The organism is Aeromonas sp. QDB17, from assembly GCF_027705305.1.
Classification (GTDB): Bacteria; Pseudomonadota; Gammaproteobacteria; order Enterobacterales; family Aeromonadaceae; genus Aeromonas; species Aeromonas caviae.
The window spans coordinates 14,688-39,123 of record NZ_JAPDBP010000011.1; the positions used below are offsets into that span (position 1 = coordinate 14,688).

Below are 24,436 nucleotides of genomic sequence, written 5' to 3' on the forward strand. Positions count from 1 at the left end.
CATGCTGGGTGCCACCACCTCAACGGCAGGAGACACGTCATGGATATCAGGATGGAGCGGGACAGCCTGGGGGAGATAGCCGTCCCGGCGGACAGGCTCTGGGGGGCCCAGACCCAGCGCTCCCTGCATCACTTCAACATCTCGGGGGAGCGCCAGCCCATGGAGATCATCCATGCCCTGGCCCGCATCAAGTCCGCCTGCGCCCGGGTCAACCACGCCCTGGGGCTGCTCCCCGCCCGCAAGGCCCAGGCCATCATGGCCGCTGCCGACGAGATCCTGCGCGGCCTGCACGACGCCGAGTTTCCCCTGATGGTGTGGCAGACCGGCTCCGGCACCCAGACCAACATGAACCTCAACGAGGTGCTGGCAAACCGGGCCAGCGAACTGCTCGGCGGCCCCCGGGGGGAAGCGCGGCTGGTGCATCCCAACGACGAGGTAAACAAGAGCCAGTCCAGCAACGATGTCTTCCCGAGCGCCATGAACCTGGCGGCGGTCACCGCCATCACGCAGCGGTCGCTGCCGGCCCTCGCTGCCCTGAAGCAGACCCTGGCAGGCAAGGCCGCCGCCTTCGACCACATCGTCAAGATTGGCCGCACCCATTTGCAGGATGCCACTCCCCTCACCCTGGGCCAGGAGATCTCCGGCTGGGTCGCCCAGCTCGAACAGGGGGAGCGCCATCTACGGGCCGCCCTGCCCCATCTGTGCGAGCTGGCGCTCGGCGGCACCGCCGTGGGCACCGGCCTCAACTGCCCTCCCGGCTTTGCCGAGGCGGTGGCCAGAACCCTGGCCGAGCAGACCGGCCTGCCGCTGGTGAGCGCCCCCAACAAGTTCGAGGCCCTGGCGGCGAGTGACGCCCAGGTTCACGCCCACGGTGCCCTCAAGACGCTGGCAGCCTCCCTCATGAAGATCGCCAACGACGTGCGCTGGCTGGCGAGCGGCCCCCGCAGCGGGCTGGGGGAGCTGCTCATCCCCGAGAACGAGCCTGGATCCTCCATCATGCCCGGCAAGGTCAACCCGACCCAGAGCGAGGCCCTCACCATGCTCTGCGCCCAGGTGATGGGCAACGATGTGGCCATCAACATCGGCGGTGCCAGCGGCAACTTCGAGCTCAACGTGTTCAGGCCGATGATCGCCTACAACGTCCTGCAGAGCGTGCGGCTGCTGGCGGAAGGCATGCAGAGCTTCCACGACCACTGCGCCGTCGGCATCACCCCGAACCAGGCCAGGATCGACGATCTGCTCTCTCGCTCCCTGATGCTGGTGACGGCCCTCAACCCCCATATCGGCTATGACAAGGCGGCCGAGATCGCCAAACGGGCGCACCATCAGGGGCTGAGTCTGCGGGAGGCGGCCATTGCCTCGGGCCACCTCAGCGCGGAGCAATTCGATGCCTGGGTGATCCCCGCTGACATGGTGGGTCGCACGCCATAAGGCAGCGCACGGTAATCCCATGGGGTATACCACCGCAGGTGGCAGGCGCAGCAAATAGGGACAGTGATGAACAAGAAAGATGAAAAGGGCGCCATGGCGCCCTTTTCATTGCGGATCTGCCGTCAGGTCTTGCTCTGGCAGTTGAACATCCAGTGGGTGCCGAACTTGTCCACCAGGGATCCGAAATAGTCACCCCAGAACATCTCCGCCAGCGGCATCTCCACCTTGCCTCCCTCGGCCAGGGCCGCGAACAGGCGATCGGTCTCGCCCCGGCTGTCCGGCTCCAGGTTGAGGTAGCTGTTGTTGCCCTGTACCAGGGTGAACCCCATGCTGGCCGGAGCATCCGTGCCCATCAGCACGTGGCCCCCAAGGATGGGCAGGGCCACATGCATCACCAGCTCCCCGTCTTCCTCCGACAAAGGGGGCTGGCCCGGGCAACCCGGGGACTCCTTGAACCTGTGGATGGGGCCGCTGAAGTCACCGCCGAACACTTCGCGATAGAAGAGGAAGGCAGCCTCCGTCTCCCGGGCAAAATTGAGATAGGTACTGACACGCGCCATGGGTTTCTCCTTGTCACCGATAGCTGGCCCCTGTGGCCAGCTAACAGCATAGAAGAGCACGGGGCACCGTCAGGTGGCGATCCGGTCCCCCTCCCCGCATGGGGAGCCGTGATCACCGCCCCGCCTCGGTCTAACCCCCAAAAGTGCAACCACATTTACAAGAGGTTGCACCTCACATCATTATTCATAAGATGCATTGCCAACCCATTAATAATGCTGTGAAAAGCGGACAAGCGGCGGGCTTGAAAAGATCCTGATGGAGACCGGATTCATTTAACAATTCAACAATGTAACCAATACATTAAAATTTCTTGCTTGAAGGTTGCACCTGGTTGCACCATCATCGGCGAAATTTAACCGTCCGGTAATATTGTTACCTTCTAGACACAGGAAGTCCCATGGCCACTACCACCCTCGGCGTCAAACTCGATGAAGCGACCCGCGACCGCCTCAAACAGGCTGCGCAGACCCTGGATCGCACTCCCCACTGGCTGATCAAGCAAGCCATCTTCACCTATCTGGAGCAACTGGATCGCGGTCTGACCCCGCCCGAGCACTCCGGGCTGGCTGCCGCCGCCGGGGAAGAGGCCGTCGAAACCCTGACCGAGCAGGGCATCCAGGTCTTCCTCGAGTTTGCCGAGAGCATTCTGCCCCAGTCCGTGCTGCGGGCCGCCATCACGGGGGCTTATCGCCGCCCCGAGACCGAAGCCGTCCCCATGCTGCTGGAGCAGGCCCGTCTGCCCAAGGAGAAGGCTGACGCGACCCAGAAGCTGGCCATGGGCATCGCCGAGAAGCTGCGCAACCAGAAGAGCGCCAGCGGCCGTCAGGGCCTGGTGCAGGGGCTGCTTCAGGAGTTCTCCCTCTCCTCCCAGGAAGGTGTGGCCCTGATGTGCCTGGCGGAGGCGCTGCTGCGCATCCCCGACAAGGCGACCCGGGATGCCCTCATCCGCGACAAGATAAGCGGCGGCAACTGGAGCCAGCACCTGGGCCAGAGCACCTCATTGTTCGTCAACGCGGCCTCCTGGGGTCTGCTCATCACCGGCAAGCTGGTGGCCACCCACAACGAGGCGGGCATGAACAGCTCCCTCAAGGGACTCATCGGCAAGGGGGGTGAGCCGCTCATCCGCAAGGGCGTCGACATGGCGATGCGCCTGATGGGTGAACAGTTCGTCACCGGCGAGACCATCGCCGAGGCGCTGGCGAACGCTGGCGGCATGGAGAGCAAAGGGTTCCGCTACTCCTACGACATGCTGGGGGAAGCGGCCCTGACCGAGGAGGACGCCAAACGCTATCTGGCCTCCTACGAGCAGGCCATCCACGCCATCGGCAAGGCCTCCCACGGTCGCGGCATCTACGAGGGGCCGGGTATCTCCATCAAGCTCTCCGCCCTGCATCCGCGCTACAGCCGCGCCCAGTACGATCGCGTCATGGAGGAGCTCTACCCCACCTTGCTGGGCCTGACCCAGCTCGCCAGGCAGTATGACATCGGCATCAACATCGACGCCGAGGAGGCCGATCGCCTGGAGATCTCCCTCGATCTGCTGGAGAAGCTCTGCTTCGATCCGTCCCTCGCCGACTGGAACGGCATCGGTTTCGTCATCCAGGCCTACCAGAAGCGCTGCCCCTATGTGATCGACTACGTCATCGATCTCGCCAAGCGCAGCCGTCACCGCCTGATGATCCGTCTGGTGAAGGGCGCCTACTGGGACAGCGAGATCAAGCGCGCCCAGCAGGAAGGGCTGGAAGGCTACCCGGTCTATACCCGCAAGCCCTACACGGACGTCTCCTACCTCGCCTGCGCCCGCAAGCTGCTGGCGGTGCCCGAGGCCATCTATCCCCAGTTCGCCACCCACAACGCCCACTCCCTGTCTGCCATCTATCAGCTGGCGGGTCAGAACTACTACCCGGGTCAGTACGAGTTCCAGTGCCTGCACGGCATGGGTGAACCGCTCTACGAACAGGTGGTCGGCAAGGTGGCCGACGGCAAGCTGGGTCGCCCCTGCCGCATCTATGCACCGGTAGGCAGCCACGAGACCCTGCTCGCCTACCTGGTGCGCCGCCTGCTGGAGAACGGGGCCAACACCTCATTCGTCAACCGCATCGCGGACAACAACATCTCCCTCTCGGATCTGGTGCAGGATCCGGTGCAGCAGATCGAGCAGATGGCCGCCCGTGAAGGGACCCTGGGTCTGCCCCATCCGCGCATCCCCCTGCCCCGGGATCTCTACGGCGAGGCGCGCCCGAACTCCGCAGGTCTGGATCTCGCGAACGAGCACCGCCTGGGGTCCCTCTCCGCCGCCCTGCTCGCCAGCACCAACACCGCCTATCAGGCCGTGCCCATGCTGGGTTGCGACACCGAGGCGCCGCCCCAGTTCCAGCCCGTGCTCAACCCGGCGGATCACCGCGATGTCGTCGGTCAGGTGAGCGAAGCCACGGTAGCGCTGGTGGACAAGGCGCTCGCCTGCTCCCTCACGAGCGGCCAGATCTGGCAGTCCACCCCGCCAGCCGAGCGGGCCGCCGTGCTGGACAGGGCCGCCGACCTGATGGAATCCGAACTGCAACCCCTGATGGGCCTGCTGGTTCGCGAATCCGGCAAGACCTTCGCCAACGCCATCGCCGAGGTGCGCGAAGCGGTGGACTTCCTGCGCTACTACGCCGCCCAGGCGCGCAACCACTTCGCCAACGACACCCACAGACCGCTCGGCCCCGTGGTCTGCATCAGCCCCTGGAACTTCCCGCTGGCCATCTTCAGCGGCCAGGTGTGCGCGGCCCTGGCCGCCGGCAATACGGTGCTGGCCAAGCCTGCCGAGCAGACCCCCCTCATCGCAGCACAAGCGGTGCGCATCCTGCTGGAAGCGGGGGTTCCCGCCGGTGCGGTGCAACTGCTGCCGGGCCGTGGTGAGACCGTGGGCGCGGCGCTCATCGCGGACGAACGGGTGCGCGGCGTCATGTTCACCGGCTCCACCGAGGTTGCGGGCATCATCTCCCGCAACCTGGCCGGTCGCCTCGACGCCCAGGGCCGCACCATTCCCCTCATCGCCGAGACCGGCGGCCAGAACGCCATGATCGTCGACTCTTCCGCCTTGACCGAACAGGTGGTGATGGATGTCATCTCCTCGGCGTTCGACAGCGCCGGTCAGCGCTGCTCCGCCCTGCGAGTGCTGTGCGTGCAGGATGACGTGGCGGATCGGGTGATCCGGATGCTCAAGGGCGCCATGGCCGAGTACAAGGTCGGCAGCCCCGAGCACCTCTCCACCGACATCGGCCCCGTCATCGACGCCGAGGCCAAGGCCAACATCGAGCGCCACATCAAGGCCATGGGCGACAAGGGGCGCAAGGTGCACCAGATCGCTCGCACCCAGGGGGATGCCTGCAGCCGCGGCACCTTCGTGCTGCCGACCCTGATCGAGCTCGACAGCCTGGACGAACTGGGACGCGAAGTGTTCGGCCCTGTGCTGCACCTGGTCCGCTACCCGCGCACCCGGCTCGGGGAGTTGCTCGAGCAGATCAACGGCAGCGGCTACGGCCTGACCCTGGGTGTTCATACCCGCATCGACGAGACCATCGCCCAGGTGGTGAACGTGGCCAAGGTGGGCAACCTCTACGTCAACCGCAACATCGTGGGCGCCGTGGTCGGGGTGCAACCCTTCGGTGGGGAAGGGCTTTCCGGCACCGGTCCCAAGGCCGGTGGCCCGCTCTACATGTATCGCCTGCTCGGCGCCCGTCCCCAGGAGGCGGTGGCCAACCAGCTGCACCAGGAGTCCGGTGCCCTGCATGCCGAGGCGAGAGCCCCCCTCGTGGCCCTGCGCGACTGGGCGAGCAAGCAGGATCCGGCCCTCGCCGCCCTGTGCGATCACTACGCCGCGCTCTCCCAGAGCGGCCGTACCCAGCTGCTGACCGGCCCCACCGGCGAGCGTAACAGCTACAGCCTGCTTCCCCGGGAACGGGTGCTCTGTCTTGCCCAGGAGAAGGCCGACCTGCTGGCCCAGCTGGCCGCCTGTCTGGCGGTCGGCAGCAAGGTGCTGCTGCCGGACGATGCCCAGACACGCTCCCTGCTCTCTTCCCTGCCGACCGAGGTGCAGGATCCCATCGCGCTGGTGGCGGACTGGGCCACGGGAGAGACGGACTTCGATGCCCTGCTGCACCACGGCGACTCGGATCAGTTGCGGGAGGTGAGCAAGCTCGCCGCCGCGCGCCAGGCAGCCCGTAACGGCGCCATCATCGGTGTGCACGGCCTGCATCGCGGCGAGACCGACATCCCGCTGGAGCGCCTGCTCATCGAGCACGCCCTCTCGGTCAACACCGCCGCCGCCGGTGGCAACGCCAGCCTGATGACCATAGGCTAAGCGCCACATAGTGACGGAGACTCAAGCCCCGCCGATGCGGGGCTTGTTCTTTCGTCTATGGGACACGCCCATGAAAAAGGCCGCCCTTGTCGGGGCGGCCTTTTTGTTCTCCCCTCTCCCCTCGCGGGAGAAGGGTTGGGGATGAGGGGCGACTCGCCTACACGTACTCCATAAAGACGCGGGAGGTGAGTTTGGTAATGAGCTCATAGGGAATGGTGCCGATCTGGTCGGCCACCCGCTCTACCGGCAGCCCCTCACCCCAGAGCACCGCCTCGTCGCCGGCCTTGTCGGTGGCGTCGGGGCCGAGATCCACCGTGGTCATGTCCATGGAGACGCGACCCACCAGGGGCACGATGCGGCCATTGACCAGCACTGGCGTACCGTTGGGGGCCATGCGCGGATAACCGTCGCCATAGCCGATGGCAATCACCCCGAGCCGGGTATCGCGATCCGACACCCAGTTGGCGCCATAACCCACCGGCTCGCCCGCCTTGTGATCCCGCACCGCGATCAGTTGTGTCTTGAGGGTCATCACCGGCTGCAGGTCGTAATCGGCCGCCACCGTATTAGGGAAGGGGGAGACGCCGTAGAGGATGACGCCGGGGCGGATCCAATCGCAGTGGGAATCCGGCCAGGCCAGGATGCCCGCCGAGTTGGCCATGGCCCGCTCGCCCTTGAGCGGCGTAGTCAGCTGGCTGAACAGGTCGATCTGCTCGCGGGTAGTGGGCTGTTCCAGCTCATCGGAGCGGCTGAAGTGGGTCATGACGTTGAACGGCTGCACCACGTTCTTGCACTTGCCGAGGCGCTCGATAAAGGCGGGCATCTCCTCGGCCCGTACCCCGAGGCGGTGCATGCCGGTATCGAGCTTGAGCCAGGCCACCACGGGAGAGGGCAAGTCCGCCTGCTCCAACGCTTCGAGCTGCTCCCAGGTGTGCACCGCGGTCTGCAGGTTGTTGGCCGCCAGCACCGGCAGGTCGGCGGCGCTGAAGAAGCCCTCCAGCAGCACGATGGGCTTGACCACGGCGCAGGAGCGCAGCATCAGCGCCTCTTCGATGCGGGCCACCGCGTAGGCGTCCGCATCCACCAGGGTGCGGGCGACCGGCAGCAGGCCGTGACCGTAGGCGTTGGCCTTGACCACGGCAATGATCTTGCATTGGGGGGCGTGGCGTTTGACCACAGCGAGGTTGTGGCGCAGGGCCGCTGTATTGATCTGGGCGATAGCCGCTTTCATCTGTTTTCCCTTACGAGGGCATGATAATCAGGCACCGGGTGGTGTCAGCCCTCAAATCTCATCGTCTAAGGCCGGACCGGCAGAATTGTCGAACCGGGAAAACTGTTTATGGATGCCGGGAGCAGGCTCCCGACTTAGTAGTCATCGTCAAACGCCGGGCCCGCGTAGTTGTCAAAACGCGAGAACTGACCCTGGAAGGTGAGCCGCACTCGTCCTATCGGGCCGTTACGCTGCTTGCCGATGATGATCTCGGCGATCCCCTTGTCGGGGCTGTCGTCGTGATAGACCTCGTCGCGGTAGATGAACATGATCAAGTCCGCATCCTGCTCGATGGAGCCGGATTCCCGCAGATCCGAGTTGACCGGGCGCTTGTCAGCCCGCTGTTCCAGGCTTCGGTTGAGCTGGGAGAGCGCCACCACGGGGCACTGCAACTCTTTCGCCAGCGCCTTGAGGGAGCGGGAGATTTCACCGATTTCCAGAGTACGGTTGTCAGACAGGGCCGGCACCCGCATCAGTTGCAGGTAGTCCACCATGATCATGCTGATGCCGCCGTTGTCCCGCGCCACCCGACGGGCGCGCGAGCGCACTTCGGTCGGGGTGAGGCCGGAGGAGTCGTCGATGTACATCTTCCCCTTCTCCAGCAACAGCCCCATGGTGGAGGAGAGCCGCGCCCAATCCTCGTCGTCGAGCTGGCCGGTCCGCACCTTGGTCTGGTCGATGCGCCCCACCGAGGCGAGCATACGCATGATGATCTGCTCGGAGGGCATCTCGAGGGAGAAGATCAGCACCGGCTTGTCGGCGGTGAGGGCCGCGTGCTCGCACAGGTTCATGGCAAAGGTGGTCTTGCCCATGGAAGGACGGGCGGCGACGATGACCAGATCCGAACGCTGCAGGCCGGCGGTCATCTTGTCCAGATCGTTGTAGCCGGACGATACGCCGGTCACCCCGTTGTGGGGGGTCTTGAACAGCTCTTCAATCTTGTCGACGGTCTGCTCGAGGATGAGCTTGAGCGGCTGGGGGCCCTCGTTGGCGCTGGTGCGCTGTTCGGCGATCTGGAATACCTTGCTCTCGGCCAAGTCCAGCAGATCGTTGGAGGTACGCCCCTGGGGCTCGTAGCCCGCTTCGACTATCTCGTTGGCGACCGAGATCATCTCCCGCACTACCGCCCGCTCACGCACGATCTCGGCGTAGGCACTGATGTTGGCGGCACTCGGGGTGTTCTTGGCGATCTCCACCAGATAGGCGAAGCCACCGGCCTCTTCCAGTTGCTCGGAGCGCTCGAGCTCCTCCTGCAGAGTGATGAGGTCGATGGGGTTGCCCGCGTTGGAGAGGCGGGTCATGGCCTGGAAGATCAGGCGGTGCGGGCGGCTGTAGAAATCCTTGTCGATCACCCGTTCGGCGACCCGATCCCAGGCCTCGTTGTCCAGCATCAGGCCGCCCAGTACGGACTGTTCGGCCTCAAAAGAGTGGGGAGGTACTTTCAGCTGTTGTGTCTTGGCGTCTTTTTTCGCCGTCACTTGCTCTGCCATACACATAAAAACCGCAGCGGGAAGGGGACGGGAATTTTACAAAAGAAACCCCGCCATCGCGAGTGCTAATACGTCCCGTCATCGCATCCGGCGACAAGACGGGACCCAGGCCTCGTCAGCGTCATCCACTTGTGCGCCGCAGACCTGCCTCACAGTACGAGAAAGGGCCAGACCAGGGTCTGATCCTTCGTTCTTGCTCTTTGTTTGTTGCGCAGCCTGCGCACCGAGCGACTCGGCCGTCTGTGTTTCATGGGCGCCTCCCCTGTCGGACGACTCAATCTGTTCATGAATAATTCATGCCATCCGTGATAATCATACCCGCAAGCTGCAACACAAAAAGGGACTGGCAGCCTGCCATGCGCCTCGCTGAGCTTGCACAAGCAGAGCATGCCCCCACCTACATGAGAGTGAAAGAGTCAAAATGAAAAAGATGCTGACCCTGTTTGCCCTGATCCTGGCCATTGGCCTTGGGGCACCCATCGCCGAGGCCAAGAAACTTGGTGGCGGCAAATCCTTTGGCAAGAGCTACAAGACGGCCCCGGCCCAACCTGCGGCCAAGCCGGTCGACACCAAGAACCCGACAGTGGGCGCCCAGGCACCCAAGAAAGGCGGCATGATGGGCGGCCTGCTGGGTGGTCTGCTGGCCGGCGGCCTGTTTGCCTACCTGCTGGGCAGCGGCGCCTTCGAAGGTCTGCAAGGGATGGACTTCCTGCTGATCGCCCTGCTGGCACTGGGCGGTGTCTTCCTGTTCCGAGCCCTGCGCAGGAACAAGGCGGCAGCGGCCCAGCCACAGACAGCCTATGCGGGCTATCAACCGCCCCAGAGCGCGGCCCCCCAGCAGTTCGAGCAGAGCCACAGCGCCCCGCAGGCCACCGGTTTTGCCGACAGCGACGTGCCCTTCCGTCTGCCCCCGGGCTTTGACATGAACGGCTTCCTGGCCGGTGCCCGCGATCACTACCGCACCCTGCAAGAGGCCTGGAACAAGAACGACCTGGAGAAGATCCGCGAGTACGTGAGCCCCGAGCTGTTCGAGCACCTCAAGGCCGAACGCGCCGAGCTCTCCGGTGAGCAGCACACCGAGGTGATGTACGTGGACACCCAGCTGGTCCGTGCCGACTACGGCAGCGACTGGGCCCAGGTGAGCGTGCGCTTCAGCGGCCGCTACATGGACCGTCAGGAGCAGGTCGAGGAGGATATCAAGGAGGTGTGGCACCTCGAGCGTGATCTCGCCAAGGACAATGCCCCCTGGCATATCGTCGGCATCGAGCAGCTCTAAGGTTCAACCGACCCATTTCATCAAGGCGACCTCAGGGTCGCCTTTTTATTGCCATCAGATCGTGTCATGCCCTATTTCGAGGCAGCTCCCGTGGCCGGATATATTTCCCGAGAGACACTGCTGATGACATTGAAAATAAAAAGAGAGGCAGCCATGGCTGCCTCTCTTTTTTATTGGCTCGGGGTGCAGGGATTATTTGCAACCCTCTACCGAGGTGGAGTTGATATAGCTGACCTCGCCTGCCGGCTGATAATCGGCGACCTGAATGGTCTTCTTCGCCGCGATATAATCCTTCAGCACACCGGCATCCACCAGACCGGCATTGATGGTGTCGATCTTCGGATAACCGTCACCACCGGCCGCGCTGAAGCTCGGGATGGAGAAGCTGTAGGTTGCCGCCGGATCGAAGGCCTTGCCGCCGATGGTGGCGATGTCCACGCTCTTGGCCTGGCAATCTACCGTCATCTTGATGCCGCCGAACTGGGCATAGCCACCGGTATTGGCGGTCTTGGTCGCGACCTGACCCAGGTAGGTCAGCAGTTCGTTGCCGCTCATGGTCGCCTTGTTGACGGTGTTGCCGAACGGATGCACGGTCAGCACGTCACGGTAGCTGATGTCCCCTGCCGCGATGGAGGCACGCACCCCGCCGGAGTTGACGATGCCAAAGTCGGTGCTCAGCTTCTCGGCGGTCGCGGTGGTGATGAGACGACCCAGGTTGGTCTGCTTGTTGCGGACGTTGGCGCGTTCACCGTCCAGTACGCCATCGGTGGCACCGATGACCACACCCAGCTCCTGCTGTCCCTTCTCCTGATAGGTGAGCAGGGTGTTGTAGAGCTCGGGATCCTTGACGATCTCTTCCTGAATGAAATCACCGTCCGCATTCTTCAGGTTGACCGGGATCAGATCGTACTGGGTCAGGGTCAGCTTGCCATTCTGATAGTCAAACTGGGCACGACCCACATACTTGCCCCATTCGTGAGCCTGCATGATCCAGGTGCCGTTCTGCTGATCCGGCTGGCAGTCGTCGCCCGGCTTGAAGTCGGCGTACTTGTCCGGGGTGCCCGGCTCCATGCAGACCGGGTTCTGGGAGTGACCACCGATGATGGCGTCCAGGGTGCCTGCCGGCAGCGCACGGGCCATCTCCACGTCACCCGGTGCGTTGCTGCCGTGCTGACCATTCTCGTAATGGCCCATGTGGGTGATGGCAAGAACCAGGTTCGCCTCTTTGTTGTCGCGGATCTGCTTGCCGAGATTGGCGGCTTCCGTGGTCGGATCGCGGAACTCCAGGGTCTGGACGTTGTTGGGATCCACCAGCTGGGCGGTGTCCTCTGTGGTCAGACCCAGCACGGCGACCTTGAGGCCGCTCTCCAGCTTGAACACCTTGTAGGGATCGAAGTAGCGCTTGCCGCTCGTCTTGTCATAGATGTTGGCGGAGATCATCGGGAACTGGGCCCACTGACGCTGTTTCTCGAGGATGGTCAGGGGGTTGTCGAACTCGTGGTTGCCCACCGCCATGGCATCGTAACGGATGCTGTTCATGGCCATGAAGTCCGGCTCTGCATCCTGCAGATCCGACTCTGGCACCCCGGTGTTGACGTCACCGCCGGAGAGCACCAGCACTTCGCTGCCCGCCGCTTTCGCCTCGGCACGCAGCCGCTCGACCAGGGTCTTCTGGGCCGCCATGCCATATTCGCCCTTGTCGTTGTGCCAGAAACGACCGTGGGTATCATTGGTATGCAAAATGGTCAGCTTGCAGACATTTTCGGTGCAGGGGGCGACGCTGTCGTTGCTTGAGGTATTGCAGCCGCTCAATGCGGCAAGCACTGCCAGTGCGATACTTCCTTTGACAAATTTATAATTCATTTCCATATCACCTTGTTATTTTGTTATTGGACGACCCTATCCAGGATCGGGCGGTAATATAACAAACAACATGTGACGGTTTTTCATCGGCGACTCACAAATTCCGCCAAATGTGATCATCCACGCAACCTGTTTCCCCTATTTGGAACAGAGGCCCCCCACTCACAGAGCAATTTCCCCCATGATGGCAGCCCGCCGGTAACGGTTATGGCATACTGCCCGCCAATCAATGCCAAGGAGTGCCTGGAATGGCCAAGTACGACAAAATTTCCCCCGAAACCCAGCAGGAGGCGATGAAGATCGCCCGTGCCAACCAGAAGCCGGGGCAGACCAAGGAGCAAACCCAGCTCATCGCCCAGGGGATCCAGAAGGGCATAGACGAATACAAGAAACAGATGAAAGCGAAGGCCCGCGAAGCCAGCCGCCAGAAGAAACTGCAAGCCAAAGCCAGGCACTCTTCCCAAGAGACACGGGAAGAGGAGAGCGAAGCCGAGGTCATCGAGCTCACCCGCCAGCACCCGCTGCCCTGGATCCTGCTGGTGCTGAGCTGGCTGGTATTTGCCGTGCTCTGGTTCTGGTTCCGCTGATCCTGCCCAGGCAAACCTTTGCCCTGCGATCCGCTTCACAGCCCGGGCGCGGGGGACTGGTCATTCCCCACCCGGACTGCCTACACTCTGCCCCCCTTGTCAGGAGACACTCATCATGAATCCGGCCCCGCTCTATCTGCTGGCTCCCCTCGCCCTCTTCCTCGTGACCCTGGTGCTCTATCGCATCTCGCCACTGCGGGCGGTTGCCGCCGGCCATGCCCGCTGGTTTATCCTGCCCGCCTTCACTCTCTTTATCCTGCTCATCGTCATCAATGGCGCTGCGGATCCCGCCCTGCGAAGCCCTGCTTTCCACTGGCTGATGCCGGGGTTCGGCTTTGCCCTGAGCCTGTTCCCTGCCCTGCCCAAGGCATTGGTACCGCGCCTGGCTATCAAGGAGGGAGCCTTTGCTGCCCTGGGTCTGATGCTGATGAGCCTTGCCATGGTCTACTGATCGGCAAGCGCTGGCGTCACGATGGCACCAGCCCCCCCTTCTTGTACAAAGAATGGCCTTCAGGCATCTTGGTGGGCGGATAACCGGCATGGAGGCCAGATGAACAATCCGCCCGATTTCATGGCACTGTGGGATTATCAGGATCCCGTTGCCAGCGCCCAGCGTTTTCAAGCACTGCTGCCCGAGGCGCGTGCCACCAACCTGCAATGGGAGCTGGAGCTCCTCACCCAGATAGCCCGCACCCATTCACTGCAACGCAAGTTTGCACAGGCGCACCAGCTGCTCGACGAGATAGAACCCCGCCTCACCGAGGCGACTCCACGGGCCCGCCTGCGCGCCTTGCTGGAGCGTGGCCGCACCTTCAACTCCGCCGGTGACATGGCCAGCGCCAGAGCCCTGTTTGAACAGGCCTGGCAACTGGGAGAGCAGTACGAAGAGCACTATCTGGCCATCGATGCGGCCCACATGGTGGCCATCGCCGCCCCCCTGGAGGAGCAAAGCCACTGGCACCAGCTGGCGATGACCCTGGCCGAGCGCAGTCACGACAAGCGGACGCGAGGCTGGCTCGCCACCCTCTACAACAATCAGGGCTGGACCCTGTTCGAGCTGGGTCGCCTCGACGAGGCCATCGCCTGTCAGCAAAAGTGCCTGGCCTGGCACGAGCAGCACAACAACCAGGGCAAAGCCTTTATCGCCCGCTGGAGTCTGGCGCGCCTGAGCCGGGCCCAGGATCGCCATGAACAGGCCATGGCCGAACTGGCGCAGTTGCGCGACGACATGGCCGCCGCAGGCACCCCCGAGGATGGCTATGTGTTCGAGGAGCTGGGAGAGAATGCACTCGTGCTCAATGATCCCGCGGCGACCGAGTACTTTGCCCGCGCCTGGTTTCTGCTGTCACAGGATGGCTGGTTCACCGCCAACGAGGCAGAACGACTGGCCAGGCTCAAGCTGCTCGCCAAACTCTGATAAGCGTGCGGGGCGGCCAATTGGCCGCCCCGCACATCAGCATGTCTGCCCGGGAGCAGAGGTGACGGCTCAGGCCGGACTCGCCTCTTCCCAGCCCTGCTTCTTGCGATAAATCGTGGAGGGGCTTATTTCCAGCAGGGCCGCCGCCTTGGGGATGTTGCCGTCACAACTGGCGATGGCCTGTTCGATGGCCTCCTTTTCCACCTGCCAGAGCGGACGGACCTGCCTGCGAACGACCACGGATTCTGACTGGGGATCCGCGATCCCGACCGCAGGCTCCGGGGCCAGGGTACGCCCCCCGTTGAGGGGAGGTGGCAGGATATCCGGGCTCACCAGCTCGCCATCGTTGAGCACCACTATGTTGCGCACCACGTTTTGCAGCTCGCGCACGTTGCCGGGCCAGGGGTAGTCGAGCAGCACCTGCACTGCGTCCGCATCAAAATCCCTGAACCGCTTGTTCTCCTCACCGGCATAACGCAGCAGCAACTCCCGGGCCAGCAGCAGGATGTCCTCTCCCCGCTCCCTCAGGGGGGGCAGCGCCAGCGGGATCACGTGCAGGCGGTAGTAAAGGTCTTCACGAAACCGTCCGGCCTTGACCTCCACCAGGGGATCCCGGTTGGTGGCGCAAACAAAGCGCACATCCACCGTCTCCAGCTTGCCGCTGCCGACCCGCTGCAAGGTGCCGGTCTGGATGAAACGCAGCAGCTTGCTCTGCAGGTCGAGATCCATCTCGCAGATCTCGTCGAGGAAGAGGGTGCCGCCGTCCGCCAGACTGGCCGCCCCCTTGCGATCCCCCTGGGCACCGGTAAACGACCCCTTCACGTGGCCGAAGATCTCGCTCTCCATCAGGTCATGGGGAATGGCGGCGCAGTTGAGGGCGATGAAGGGCTGATCCCGACGCGGGCTGCACTGGTGGATGGCCTCTGCGCACACCTCCTTGCCGGTGCCGCTCTCGCCGGTGATGAAGACGGTTGCCTTGCTCGGCGCCGCGCTCTCGATGATGCGATAGACCGCCTGCATCGCCATGGAGGCGCCAATGAAACCGGCAAAGGAGCTGCGCTCGAAGTTTTCCCGATACTGGGCCACCAGCGAGCTGAGCTGCTGGTGCTTCAGGGCATTGCGCGCCGTGGCGCACAGGCGCTTGCCATCGAACGGCTTGGTGAGAAAATCGAAGGCCCCGAACCGCATCGCCTCCACCGCCACATCCACCGAGCCGTGAGCGGTGATCACCACCACGGAGCAGGGCAGCTGCCGCTCAGTGATCTGCTGCAAGATGTCCATGCCGGACATGTCGGGCAACTCCAGGTCGAGCAGCACCACGGGGGGCGGGCTTGCCAGCAATTGTGCCAAAGCCTGCTGGCCACAATCTGCCAGCTGCACCTCGTAGCCATCCTGGGCCAGATACTGCTCATAGACGACCGCCAGACTGCGGGTATCTTCCACCAACAGGACACGGGGTTTGCTTTCAGCCACGAGATCCATCCTTGCGCTTGATTTTGTTGTCTATTCTGGGGGCTAGCCGCCACACACTCAAGACGGCCTCATCGCTTTATCCGGGGGATTGCGACAATACACAAGCAAAAACGGCTCCCTGGGGAGCCGTTTTTATGGTGCTTTGAGCTTATTTCTTGGCGTTGTCGCCATCGGCAGCCGGTTTTTCGATGGCCAGCAGCTCTACGTCAAATACCAGCACGGCGTTGGCCGGGATGGAACCTGCACCGTGCTCGCCATAGGCCAGCTTGGACGGCAGGAAGAACTTGAACTTGGAGCCGACCGGCATCAGTTGCACCCCTTCGGTCCAGCCCGGGATCACCTGGTTGAGCGGGAAGGTAGCCGGCTCGCCGCGATCGACGGAGCTGTCAAACTTGGTGCCATCAGTCAGGGTACCGGTGTAGTGTACCTTGACGATGTCGGTGGCCTTCGGCTTGGCGCCGTCACCCATCTTCTCGACCTGATATTGCAGGCCGGACTCGGTGCTCTTCACGCCCTCTTTCTTGGCGTTGGCAGCCAGGAACTCTTCACCCTTCTTCAGGTTTTCCACGGCATCCTTGTCGGCCTTCGCCTTGGTCAGCTCGTTGATCTTGGCGTCGTATTCCTGCAGAACCTTCTGGATCTCCTCGTCGGTCATCTTGGCTTCTTTGCCCAGACCGTCGGTGACACCCTTCAGGATCACGGTGTTGTCCAGCTTGATGCCGAGCTCCTGCTGGCGCTCCAGGGTATTGGCGATATAACGACCCATGGAGAGGCCGATCGCATAGCCGGATTGCTCTTCAAAGCTCTTGGCCTCAGCCTTGGGGGCCTCTGCCGGCTTGCTGGCTTCTGCCTTGACCTCTGCGGTGTTGGTCGCAGCAGGTTTCTCATCTTTTTGGCAAGCAGTCAGACCGACGGCAACCGCCGCAGCCAACAGGGACACCTTCAGAAAATTGTTCATCAGTTTCTCCAAAACTCTAAATACCGCTCTCGGTTCCTTCGTGAAATGAGAGGTTTATCGTGATAAGCGCCTTATACTAACGCCGTGATCGCAGGTAACGAAAGCATGAGACAGGAAAAATGATCAAAAGTGCCATTTATCTCATCGGTATTTGCCTGATGCTGACGGGGTGCGAACAACGCTCACTTCCCAGCCAGCAGATCCGCCTCACCAACCAGGGTCTGCTGAGCGCGGATCTCGCCAGTTCCGGCAAGCTCGCGCTCGTCTCCAGCCTGAGTCAGGGCACTGTGGTGTGGGATCTGGAACAGGGCAAGGAGCGCTGGCGCTGGCGCCAGAGCGACGACCAGGAAGAGTTCGTCACCCTGACCCGCTTCTCCCCCGATGACAGCCATGCCATCACCGCCACCCAGCACACCTTCGCCATCTGGCGCTTGCAGGATGGCCGCTCTCAGGGCTACTACTCCCTGCCAGAATCCCCCCTGCGCGATGCGGCGATCTCGGCGGATGGCCGCCAGGTGCTCATCGGCCGTGAAGACGGCAAGGCGGAAGTGGTCGACACCCAGACCGGACGCCGGCTGCAATTCCTCGGCCACACCGAACAGGTCAACACGGTGGATCTCTCCCCCAATGGTCGCTATGCCCTCACCGGCGGCAACGATTACAGCGCCTATCTGTGGGACACCCGCACGGGCCAGGTGGTGTGGCGCTTCAACCACGCCGGGCGAGTGGTGATGGCGAGACTGGATCCGTCCGGACGCTTCGCCTTCACCGCAGACAGTCGCCAGGCCAGCATCTGGGATCTCAAAACCGGCAAGGAGCACAGCCGGTTGCAATACGATCACCGCTTTGAGGTCTACACCAGCGCCCGCTTCGCCAACGGCGGCAACTGGCTCATCACCGGCGCCCCCTCCCGCCAGCTCACTCTGTGGCAGGTGAGTGACGGCCAGCCGTTGCAGAGCTGGCGCGTCTCGCCCCATCCCAAGGTGAAACCGCCGAGCGCTGTGGTCTATGGCGTGGCTTTGCGCGACAATGACCACCTCGTCAGTGCCAGCTCCAGTGGCCTGGCTGAAATCTGGACTATCAAGTAAGGACCAAAAGGCCCATGAGTCAGCAACTAAACGAACGCCTCGAAACCCTGGAAAGCCGCCTCGCCTTTGCCGAATACACGGTGGAGCAGCTCAACGACGAGGTCACCACCCAGGGTCGCGAGCTGGACCGGCTCAAACACCAGATCCATCTACTGGTGGATAAATTGCAGAGCGTACAGCCGAGCCAGATCGCCAGCATGGCCGAAGAGACGCCGCCACCGCACTACTGATGAGTGCCAGCCATAAAAAAACCCGCGCCATGCGCGGGTTTTTTTATCATCGGCCAGGCCGTGATCAGTGCTGATGGCCCTTGCCACCACAACCGCCACCACCGCAGCAACCATCGTGACCGTGATCGTCGCCGTGATCGTGTGCATGGCTGTGACCATGGCCGCCACAGCAGCCACCGTGGTCATGATCGTGATCATGGCCGTGATCATGGTCATGACCATGATCGTGACCGCAGCCACCGGCGCCGTGCACATGGCCATGGGCCAGCTCTTCGGCGGTCGCGGCACGTACGTCCTTGATCTCGACCTTGAAGCCCAGGGTCACGCCAGCCAGGGGATGATTGCCGTCCACCTTGATGAACTCCTCGGACACCTCGATGACGGTCACCGGGCGGTGGCCGTCGTCGGTCTCGGCCACAAAAGTATCCCCTTCAGACACTTCCATACCGTCGAACAGCTCGCCGGGCACTTCCTGCACCAGATTCTCGTCGTACTCGCCATAGGCCTGGTTCGGCGTCAGGGTGACGTCGAACGCCTCGCCCACGCTGCGACCTTCCAGCTCGGCTTCGAGGCCGGAGACCAGGTAACGGGTACCGTGCAGATACACCAGCGGCTCTTTACCGACAGTGGTGTCGATGACTTCACCGTGTTCGTCGGTGACCGTGTATTCCAGCGTAACCACGCTCAGGGGAGCTACTTTCATGTCAGGGATCCTGCGGATAGAAAAAAACGGGCTCAGAATACCTCAAAAAGGCAGACAAGCATATGGTCGGCCCGGCTTCAGTGTGATGAAAAAGTCATCAACAGCGACCAGCCTGACCGGCGTACCATCACCTTGAGGCATGGCACTCACTCGGGACGAAACACCCCTATCACCTGCTCCGCCTCGCGCGTCGCCTTGTCCACCTGCTCCTGGGTCTGCACCTGGGTATCCCCGCACTCGACACAGGTCACCTTCTCGACTCCATGCTCCATATACAGCATCATGGTGTCCATCTTGCCGCACGCCGGGCAAACTGCCCCGGCAATGAAGCGTTTTTTACGTCTGGTTTCCATTTTTGTTACCTCCAGGCAGCATCATATCAGGGTTTTTACATGCATCACGCCATCGAATATCAGCATTTTTCCACTTCCACCCTTCAGGTCGGCCCCCGCAAGCGCTCCCCCATGGGCCAATTGCTGCGCGTCACCCAGGGGGTGGCGCTGCTGAAATTGGGTGCCCATGAGCTGCTGCTGACACCTGGCAGCCACTTCTGGCTCTGTGCCGATGCCCTCGCCGCCTTCACCCCTCTGGCTGGCTGCCAGCATGATCTGCTGGCCTGCTCCGTGCGGGTGCCCCAGCCCGCCCAGGCTGGCTGGTTGCAGGCAAGCCCGTTGATGGACGCACTGCTGGACAGCCTGGCGGCCTGGTCACGCCCCCGCGACTGGCAAGGCCCCTATGGGCAGCGGCTGCAGGTGGTGGGGGATGAGTTGCACGGCTGCACCATCGCGTCCCTGGGGGATCAGGCACTGCAAGACGCCTGGCAAGCCCTGGCCAGAGCACAGCCGGATAGCGTGGCAGCCTGGCAGACCCTGCTGGGCACTCGCGGTCTCGAGGGTCCGGACGCCCGGGCACTGCAGGATCAGTGGCAACTGTTGCAGGGGATTCGCCTGCTGCGAAGCGGCAGTACGCCGTCACAGGTGGTGAGCAGGCTGGGTTATCGGGATGAAAGCGCGCTGGCCGAGGCTCATCTGCAATGGCTCGGGGCGCCCCTCTCCCCTCAGCCGTCCGCGACCCGATAAGAGAGGCATAAAAGGATGGCAAAAGAAATCCAGTTTTGCGGCTCACCGCCGCTAACAACAAAGGAGCCATTCATGTCACCATCCTTTATGCTGAACACCCGATTGACCGTCACCGACTAGATCAACAGGACATCCGCCATGACGAGCAAGGCCAACCAATCCCAGGGCATGTTGCTGTTCCACCTCTCTGCCAGACAATCCTTCGCCATCGGTACCCTCAAGGTGAAGGAGATCGTGCCCTACACCCAGCTCACCGCCCTGCCACAATCCCATCCCACCGTGCTCGGGGCCGCCAGCATGCGCGGCACCACCATCCCGGTGATCGACATGGCCATGGCCGTGGGCTACCGCCCCATCACCCGGGAGGAGATGCCCCACTGCTTCATCATCATCACCGATTGCCGCCGCACCCTGGTGGGCTTTCTGGTGCGGGGCATCGACAAGATCACCGAGTGCAACTGGCGTGACATCGAGCCGCCCCCTCCCTCCTTGGGACAGAACGTCTTCGTCACCGGCGTGACCCGGGTGGGAGATCAGCTGATCCAGTTGCTGGATGTGGAGCTCATCCTGTCACGGGTCTATCCGGACGATCCCAGCCATCTCTACCCCGTGCTGACCGACGTGCAGCGCGAGCGGCTCAAGCCGATGCGGATCCTGCTGGTGGACGACTCCTCCGTTGCCCGTCGCCAGCTCATGGCGGCGCTCGATTACATCAACATCCCCTACGAGGTCTGCACCAACGGACGCGACGCCCTCACCCTGATGCAGAGCCGGGTCTCCCAGGGCACGCGGATAGACATCCTGGTGAGCGATATCGAGATGCCGGGGCTGGATGGTTACGAGCTGGCCTTCGAGGTGCAGAGCGATGCCAAGCTGGCGGGAGCCTACATCATCCTGCACACCTCCCTCTCCAGCGAGATCAGCGTGGAGCGGGCACATCAGGTCGGCGCCCACGAGGCGCTCACCAAGTTTGAAGCCAACGAACTGATCCAGGCCATGCTGCGCGGCGCCGAGCACCACGATCGTCTGCTGGCCTGATGTCGCGGCGAGCCAAGGGCTCGCCGCCCCTTTTCCTCCCTGCTCTTCCGAGTCGTTGCATGTTGACAGAAAGCCACTTCCACGCCCCCTGGTGGGCCCGCAACCCCCATCTGCAAACCATTTTGCCCAAGTGGCTGCGCCGCTCGCCTGCCCGCTTCATCCAGGAGCGCTTCGAACTCCCGGACGGCGATTTCGTCGATCTGGCCTGGAGCGGCGAACCCGGCCAGGATGAACAACCCCTGGTGGTGGTATTCCACGGACTGGAGGGGAGCATTCACTCCCACTATGCCAAGGGGCTCTTTGCCCACCTGCAGCGGCAAGGGAACGAGGCGGTGCTGATGCACTTTCGGGGGTGCAGTGGCGAGCCGAACCGGCTGCTGCAGGCCTATCACTCCGGCGCCATCGAGGACGCCCAGGCGGTGATTGCCGAGCTGGGGCGACGTTTTCCTGGCCGCCCCCTGGTCGCCATCGGCTATTCCCTGGGGGGCAACATGCTGGTCAATCTGCTGGCGCGGGCCTGCCCGGCACCATTGAAGGCGGCGGTGGTAGTGTCGGCCCCGCTGCAACTGGCAAGCTGTGCCGATCGGGTCAATCAGGGCTTCTCACGGGTCTATCAGAACTACCTGCTGCGCACCATGCGAACCAACCTGCAAAGCAAGATCCGGCGCCAGAGCGCAGCACGGGCGCGCTGGCAGCCGGCCCAGATCACCCGCATCGCCACACTGAGGGAGTTCGACGAGCTGGTGACGGCACCGCTCCATGGTTTCGAAAGCGCCGATCACTACTACCAGACCTGCTCCGGCCTGGGCCTGCTGGCCCGCATTCCCATCCCGACCCTCATCATTCACGCCGCCGACGATCCCTTCATGACCGATGCCGTCATTCCGGCGGCAGAGCAGCTCTCCCCTCTGGTGCGCTACGAGCTGAGCCGCCAGGGCGGCCACGTGGGCTTCCTGCACGGCTCTCCCTGGCGCCCCCGCTTCTGGCTGGATGAGCGCATCAGCCAGTGGTTGCGGGAGCAGACTCAGGGTGCGAGCCGATAACCGTTGCGCCCCTCCTCCTTGGCCTGATAGAGGGCGCCATCAACCCGCTCGAGCAACATGACGAGGCTCTCCCCGGTTCGCCACTGGGCTATCCCCTGGCTCAGGGTGAGGTGGGGGGAAACGTCGGAATCCTCATGGGGCAGAGCCCTGGCCGCCAGAGTGGCGCGAATGCGCTCCGCCACCTCCTGGCCACCGGCCAGCGTCGTCTCCTGCAGCAACACCACGAACTCCTCTCCCCCGTAGCGCGCCACCAGATCGCCGGGCTCCCGCACACTCTCCTCCAGGCACTCGGCCACTAGGATCAGGCACTCATCCCCCGCCTGATGACCATAGCGATCGTTGTAGCGCTTGAAGAAATCCACATCGAGCAGGATCACGGTGAGCGGTACATCCTGGGTGGTGCCTTGCGCAATGGCACGCTTGCACGCCTGATCGAAGTGGCGACGGTTGGCTATGCCGGTCAGGGGATCCCGGTTGGCCATGGCATTCATCTTGTTTGCCAGCATCAGGTTGTCGTGTTCCCTTGACACCGCAAGCTCGAACCAGCCGTTGAGCATGCGCCGCCCCGTCTCCAGCACCACCAGCAAGACCCCGACCACGATGGTGTTGACCAGAACAAAGGGCTCAGGACTCCAGGAGGCTCTCACCAACAAGAACAGCAGGGGGACAGAAACCAGTGCGTAAAACAGCCGCACATCGCAATACGCGGCGACGAGACCGGTCAGCAGCAACAGACTGACCATGTTGAAAATGAAACTGAAGCCCCCCTTCAAGTCGACGATCGAGATGGTGTAACCCACCATGGCCCAGGCCAGCCCCCAGGCCAGGGCACAGACGCACAGGGACACCAGCCAGATGGCATGGGATTGACGGGAGAGCCAGCCCCACCCGAGCGGCAGCAGCAGGCCAACACCTATCATGGCAAAGAGCTGCCATTTGTATGACCAGGGCAGGTTGCCGACCAGTACCAGGTGTGCATCCCGATAGATGTAGAAGCGGGTCAGCAGAAATACGAGGGCGATGAGATTGATGACCCAGTACCAGCGCAAACCGGCGCTCAGGGCGCGACGGCGGGCATCGAACAGGTGCTGTTCGAATTGACTGGAGGGTCGGCGTGCGTCAATGGATTGCATGGCAACCCTCGTGCAAAACGAGACAAATCCCTTGCGCTTGCCGACCAGACACCGACAATATCCGCAACCCACTGAGTGAAGATGAAATCATGATTATCCCCTGGCAAGAACTGGAGCCGGACACCCTCACCAACCTGCTCGAACACTTTGTGCTGCAAGAAGGCACCGAATACGGTGAACAGGATGTCAGCCTGACCGACAAGGTCGAAGCAGTCAGGCAACAATTGCTACAAGGTAGCGCCGTGCTTGTCTACAGCGAGCTGCACGAAAGTGTCAATGTCGTCCCAAAGACTCATTTAAGCAAGTCACCCACTGACGACTTCCCCCAAGCGTAACGCGGTCACGGCTTATCGGGCGGCTCACCCCGCCCTCCCCCTATCCAACTCGCATCATCAGGCCGCATGACCAGTTCGCCACCCAGCAGCACCTATTCCAACGTACCCAGAGCACAGGGCAGCCCTTGTTCACCGCTATTGCCGGGAAGCGTGGGGGCAGCGGGAGGATGACGGCGCACTTGACCGCACTTTGGGCCACCCCTTATAACGGAACTCCCAAGGAAGAGAGAATTCTATGTCCGCCAAGCATCCCATCATCGCGGTCACCGGTTCGTCCGGTGCCGGTACTTCCACCTCCACCAACGCCTTTCGCTCCATGTTCCACCAGCTTGGATACAAGGCGGCCGTGGTCGAGGGGGACAGTTTTCACCGCTACACCAGGCCCGAGATGGACGTGGCTATCCGCAAGGCCCGGGAGCAGGGGCGGCATATCAGCTACTTCGGCCCGGAGGCCAACGATTTCGGTCTGCTGGAGTCTTTTTTCCAGGAGTATGGCCAGAGCGGCACAGGCCAGTACCGGCGCTATCTGCACAGCTTCGACGAGGCAGTGCCTTTCAACCAGATGCCTGGCACCTTCACCCCCTGGCAGGATCTGCCCGGCGAGACGGATCTGCTGTTCTACGAAGGACTGCATGGCGGCGTGGTCACGGGGGTGCACAACGTGGCGCGGCACGTGGACTTTCTCATCGGCGTGGTGCCCATCGTCAATCTGGAGTGGATCCAGAAGCTCATTCGCGACACCTCGGAACGCGGCCACTCCCGCGAGGCGGTGACCGACTCCATCGTGCGTTCCATGGACGACTACATCAACTTCATCACGCCGCAGTTCTCCCGCACCCACATCAACTTCCAGCGGGTGCCGACCGTCGATACTTCCAACCCCTTCAGCGCCAAGGTGATACCCAGCCTGGACGAGAGTATGCTGGTGATCAGGTTTCGGGGCATCAAGCAGGTGGACTTCCCCTACCTGCTGTCGATGATAGACGGCGCCTTCATGTCCAGGATGAACACCATCGTCGTGCCGGGTGGCAAGATGGGCTTCGCAATGGAACTGATCCTGCGCCCCCTGATCCAGCAACTGATCGAAACGGGCAAGATCACCTGAGCCAAGGAGCT

22 protein-coding genes are annotated in these 24,436 nt (G+C 62.7%); 13 read left to right on the forward strand and 9 right to left on the reverse strand.

Annotated elements, in window-relative coordinates; genetic code table 11:
- The first annotated feature begins 39 nt into the window (after positions 1 to 39).
- Positions 40 to 1,431, forward strand: coding sequence for a class II fumarate hydratase (gene fumC, locus OKC41_RS10820; protein ID WP_201894520.1), 1,392 nt, complete (start codon positions 40 to 42; stop codon positions 1,429 to 1,431).
- A gap of 122 nt (positions 1,432 to 1,553) precedes the next feature.
- Here fumC and OKC41_RS10825 read toward each other — a convergent pair whose 3' ends face one another.
- The gene (locus OKC41_RS10825) at positions 1,554 to 1,991 is read right to left on the reverse strand and encodes a VOC family protein (protein WP_041211205.1); all 438 of its coding nucleotides are present in this window, start codon (positions 1,989 to 1,991) and stop codon (positions 1,554 to 1,556) included.
- Between the two features lie 398 nt (positions 1,992 to 2,389).
- Here OKC41_RS10825 and putA point away from each other — a divergent pair, with 398 nt between their 5' ends.
- On the forward strand, positions 2,390 to 6,337 hold the full coding sequence (putA, locus tag OKC41_RS10830) for a trifunctional transcriptional regulator/proline dehydrogenase/L-glutamate gamma-semialdehyde dehydrogenase (protein ID WP_201894521.1): 3,948 nt from the start codon (positions 2,390 to 2,392) through the stop codon (positions 6,335 to 6,337).
- 157 nt (positions 6,338 to 6,494) lie between these two features.
- On the opposite strand, the gene alr is transcribed toward putA, so the two are convergent.
- Both alr and dnaB read right to left on the reverse strand, forming a co-directional pair.
- The gene (gene alr / locus OKC41_RS10835) at positions 6,495 to 7,568 is read right to left on the reverse strand and encodes an alanine racemase (protein WP_201894522.1); all 1,074 of its coding nucleotides are present in this window, start codon (positions 7,566 to 7,568) and stop codon (positions 6,495 to 6,497) included.
- A gap of 134 nt (positions 7,569 to 7,702) precedes the next feature.
- On the reverse strand, positions 7,703 to 9,097 hold the full coding sequence (gene dnaB / locus OKC41_RS10840) for a replicative DNA helicase (protein ID WP_039040054.1): 1,395 nt from the start codon (positions 9,095 to 9,097) through the stop codon (positions 7,703 to 7,705).
- Between the two features lie 421 nt (positions 9,098 to 9,518).
- Between dnaB and OKC41_RS10845 the strand changes: the two genes are divergently transcribed.
- The gene (locus OKC41_RS10845; protein WP_010673257.1) at positions 9,519 to 10,373 is read left to right on the forward strand and encodes a Tim44 domain-containing protein; all 855 of its coding nucleotides are present in this window, start codon (positions 9,519 to 9,521) and stop codon (positions 10,371 to 10,373) included.
- Between the two features lie 192 nt (positions 10,374 to 10,565).
- Here the strand turns inward: OKC41_RS10845 and ushA are convergent, their stop codons facing one another.
- Positions 10,566 to 12,236, reverse strand: a complete 1,671-nt coding sequence (ushA, locus tag OKC41_RS10850) for a bifunctional UDP-sugar hydrolase/5'-nucleotidase UshA (protein WP_041211202.1) — start codon at positions 12,234 to 12,236, stop codon at positions 10,566 to 10,568.
- 248 nt (positions 12,237 to 12,484) lie between these two features.
- On the opposite strand from ushA, the gene OKC41_RS10855 reads away from it, so the two are divergent.
- The 3 genes from OKC41_RS10855 to OKC41_RS10865 all read left to right on the forward strand — a co-directional run bounded on the left by OKC41_RS10855 (position 12,485) and on the right by OKC41_RS10865 (position 14,240).
- A complete protein-coding gene (locus OKC41_RS10855) occupies positions 12,485 to 12,823 on the forward strand; it encodes a DUF2956 domain-containing protein (protein WP_041211201.1) in 339 nt (112 codons plus the stop codon).
- 115 nt (positions 12,824 to 12,938) lie between these two features.
- Positions 12,939 to 13,274, forward strand: a complete 336-nt coding sequence (locus tag OKC41_RS10860; protein WP_010673254.1) for a hypothetical protein — start codon at positions 12,939 to 12,941, stop codon at positions 13,272 to 13,274.
- Between the two features lie 99 nt (positions 13,275 to 13,373).
- A complete protein-coding gene (locus tag OKC41_RS10865) occupies positions 13,374 to 14,240 on the forward strand; it encodes a tetratricopeptide repeat protein (RefSeq protein ID WP_201894523.1) in 867 nt (288 codons plus the stop codon).
- Positions 14,241 to 14,309: 69 nt separating this feature from the next.
- On the opposite strand, the gene OKC41_RS10870 is transcribed toward OKC41_RS10865, so the two are convergent.
- Positions 14,310 to 15,713 carry a sigma-54 dependent transcriptional regulator gene (locus OKC41_RS10870; protein WP_039040075.1) on the reverse strand — a complete coding sequence of 468 codons (1,404 nt, stop codon included), beginning with the start codon at positions 15,711 to 15,713 and terminating at the stop codon, positions 14,310 to 14,312.
- Between the two features lie 148 nt (positions 15,714 to 15,861).
- Entirely contained in the window at positions 15,862 to 16,671 is an 810-nt protein-coding gene (gene fkpA, locus OKC41_RS10875; RefSeq protein ID WP_029313875.1) for an FKBP-type peptidyl-prolyl cis-trans isomerase, read from the reverse strand.
- A gap of 119 nt (positions 16,672 to 16,790) precedes the next feature.
- Here fkpA and OKC41_RS10880 point away from each other — a divergent pair, with 119 nt between their 5' ends.
- Together OKC41_RS10880 and OKC41_RS10885 are read left to right on the forward strand one after the other, a co-directional pair.
- Positions 16,791 to 17,759 (forward strand): WD40 repeat domain-containing protein, encoded by a 969-nt coding sequence (locus OKC41_RS10880; protein WP_201894524.1) that lies wholly within the window; start codon positions 16,791 to 16,793, stop codon positions 17,757 to 17,759.
- 14 nt (positions 17,760 to 17,773) lie between these two features.
- Positions 17,774 to 17,989: a SlyX family protein gene (locus OKC41_RS10885; protein WP_010673249.1), complete on the forward strand. Its 216-nt coding sequence runs from the start codon at positions 17,774 to 17,776 to the stop codon at positions 17,987 to 17,989.
- Between the two features lie 64 nt (positions 17,990 to 18,053).
- Here OKC41_RS10885 and OKC41_RS10890 read toward each other — a convergent pair whose 3' ends face one another.
- Positions 18,054 to 18,692 carry a peptidylprolyl isomerase gene (locus OKC41_RS10890; protein ID WP_201894525.1) on the reverse strand — a complete coding sequence of 213 codons (639 nt, stop codon included), beginning with the start codon at positions 18,690 to 18,692 and terminating at the stop codon, positions 18,054 to 18,056.
- A gap of 146 nt (positions 18,693 to 18,838) precedes the next feature.
- Entirely contained in the window at positions 18,839 to 19,045 is a 207-nt protein-coding gene (locus tag OKC41_RS10895) for a YheV family putative zinc ribbon protein (RefSeq protein WP_010673247.1), read from the reverse strand.
- Between the two features lie 39 nt (positions 19,046 to 19,084).
- On the opposite strand from OKC41_RS10895, the gene OKC41_RS10900 reads away from it, so the two are divergent.
- From OKC41_RS10900 to OKC41_RS10910, 3 genes are all read left to right on the forward strand, one after another.
- A complete protein-coding gene (locus OKC41_RS10900; protein ID WP_201894526.1) occupies positions 19,085 to 19,771 on the forward strand; it encodes a hypothetical protein in 687 nt (228 codons plus the stop codon).
- 138 nt (positions 19,772 to 19,909) lie between these two features.
- The gene (locus OKC41_RS10905; RefSeq protein WP_201894527.1) at positions 19,910 to 20,809 is read left to right on the forward strand and encodes a chemotaxis protein; all 900 of its coding nucleotides are present in this window, start codon (positions 19,910 to 19,912) and stop codon (positions 20,807 to 20,809) included.
- 59 nt (positions 20,810 to 20,868) lie between these two features.
- On the forward strand, positions 20,869 to 21,852 hold the full coding sequence (locus tag OKC41_RS10910; protein WP_201894528.1) for a hydrolase: 984 nt from the start codon (positions 20,869 to 20,871) through the stop codon (positions 21,850 to 21,852).
- Here OKC41_RS10910 and OKC41_RS10915 read toward each other — a convergent pair.
- Positions 21,834 to 22,985 carry a GGDEF domain-containing protein gene (locus tag OKC41_RS10915; RefSeq protein WP_167825243.1) on the reverse strand — a complete coding sequence of 384 codons (1,152 nt, stop codon included), beginning with the start codon at positions 22,983 to 22,985 and terminating at the stop codon, positions 21,834 to 21,836. The two genes, OKC41_RS10910 and OKC41_RS10915, sit on opposite strands and share 19 nt — an antisense overlap.
- Positions 22,986 to 23,074: 89 nt before the next feature.
- On the opposite strand from OKC41_RS10915, the gene OKC41_RS10920 reads away from it, so the two are divergent.
- Both OKC41_RS10920 and OKC41_RS10925 read left to right on the forward strand, forming a co-directional pair.
- Complete coding sequence (locus OKC41_RS10920) at positions 23,075 to 23,320, forward strand: YheU family protein (protein WP_010673242.1); 246 nt, start codon at positions 23,075 to 23,077, stop codon at positions 23,318 to 23,320.
- Positions 23,321 to 23,555: 235 nt separating this feature from the next.
- On the forward strand, positions 23,556 to 24,425 hold the full coding sequence (locus OKC41_RS10925) for a phosphoribulokinase (RefSeq protein ID WP_201894529.1): 870 nt from the start codon (positions 23,556 to 23,558) through the stop codon (positions 24,423 to 24,425).
- Positions 24,426 to 24,436: the final 11 nt, after the last annotated feature.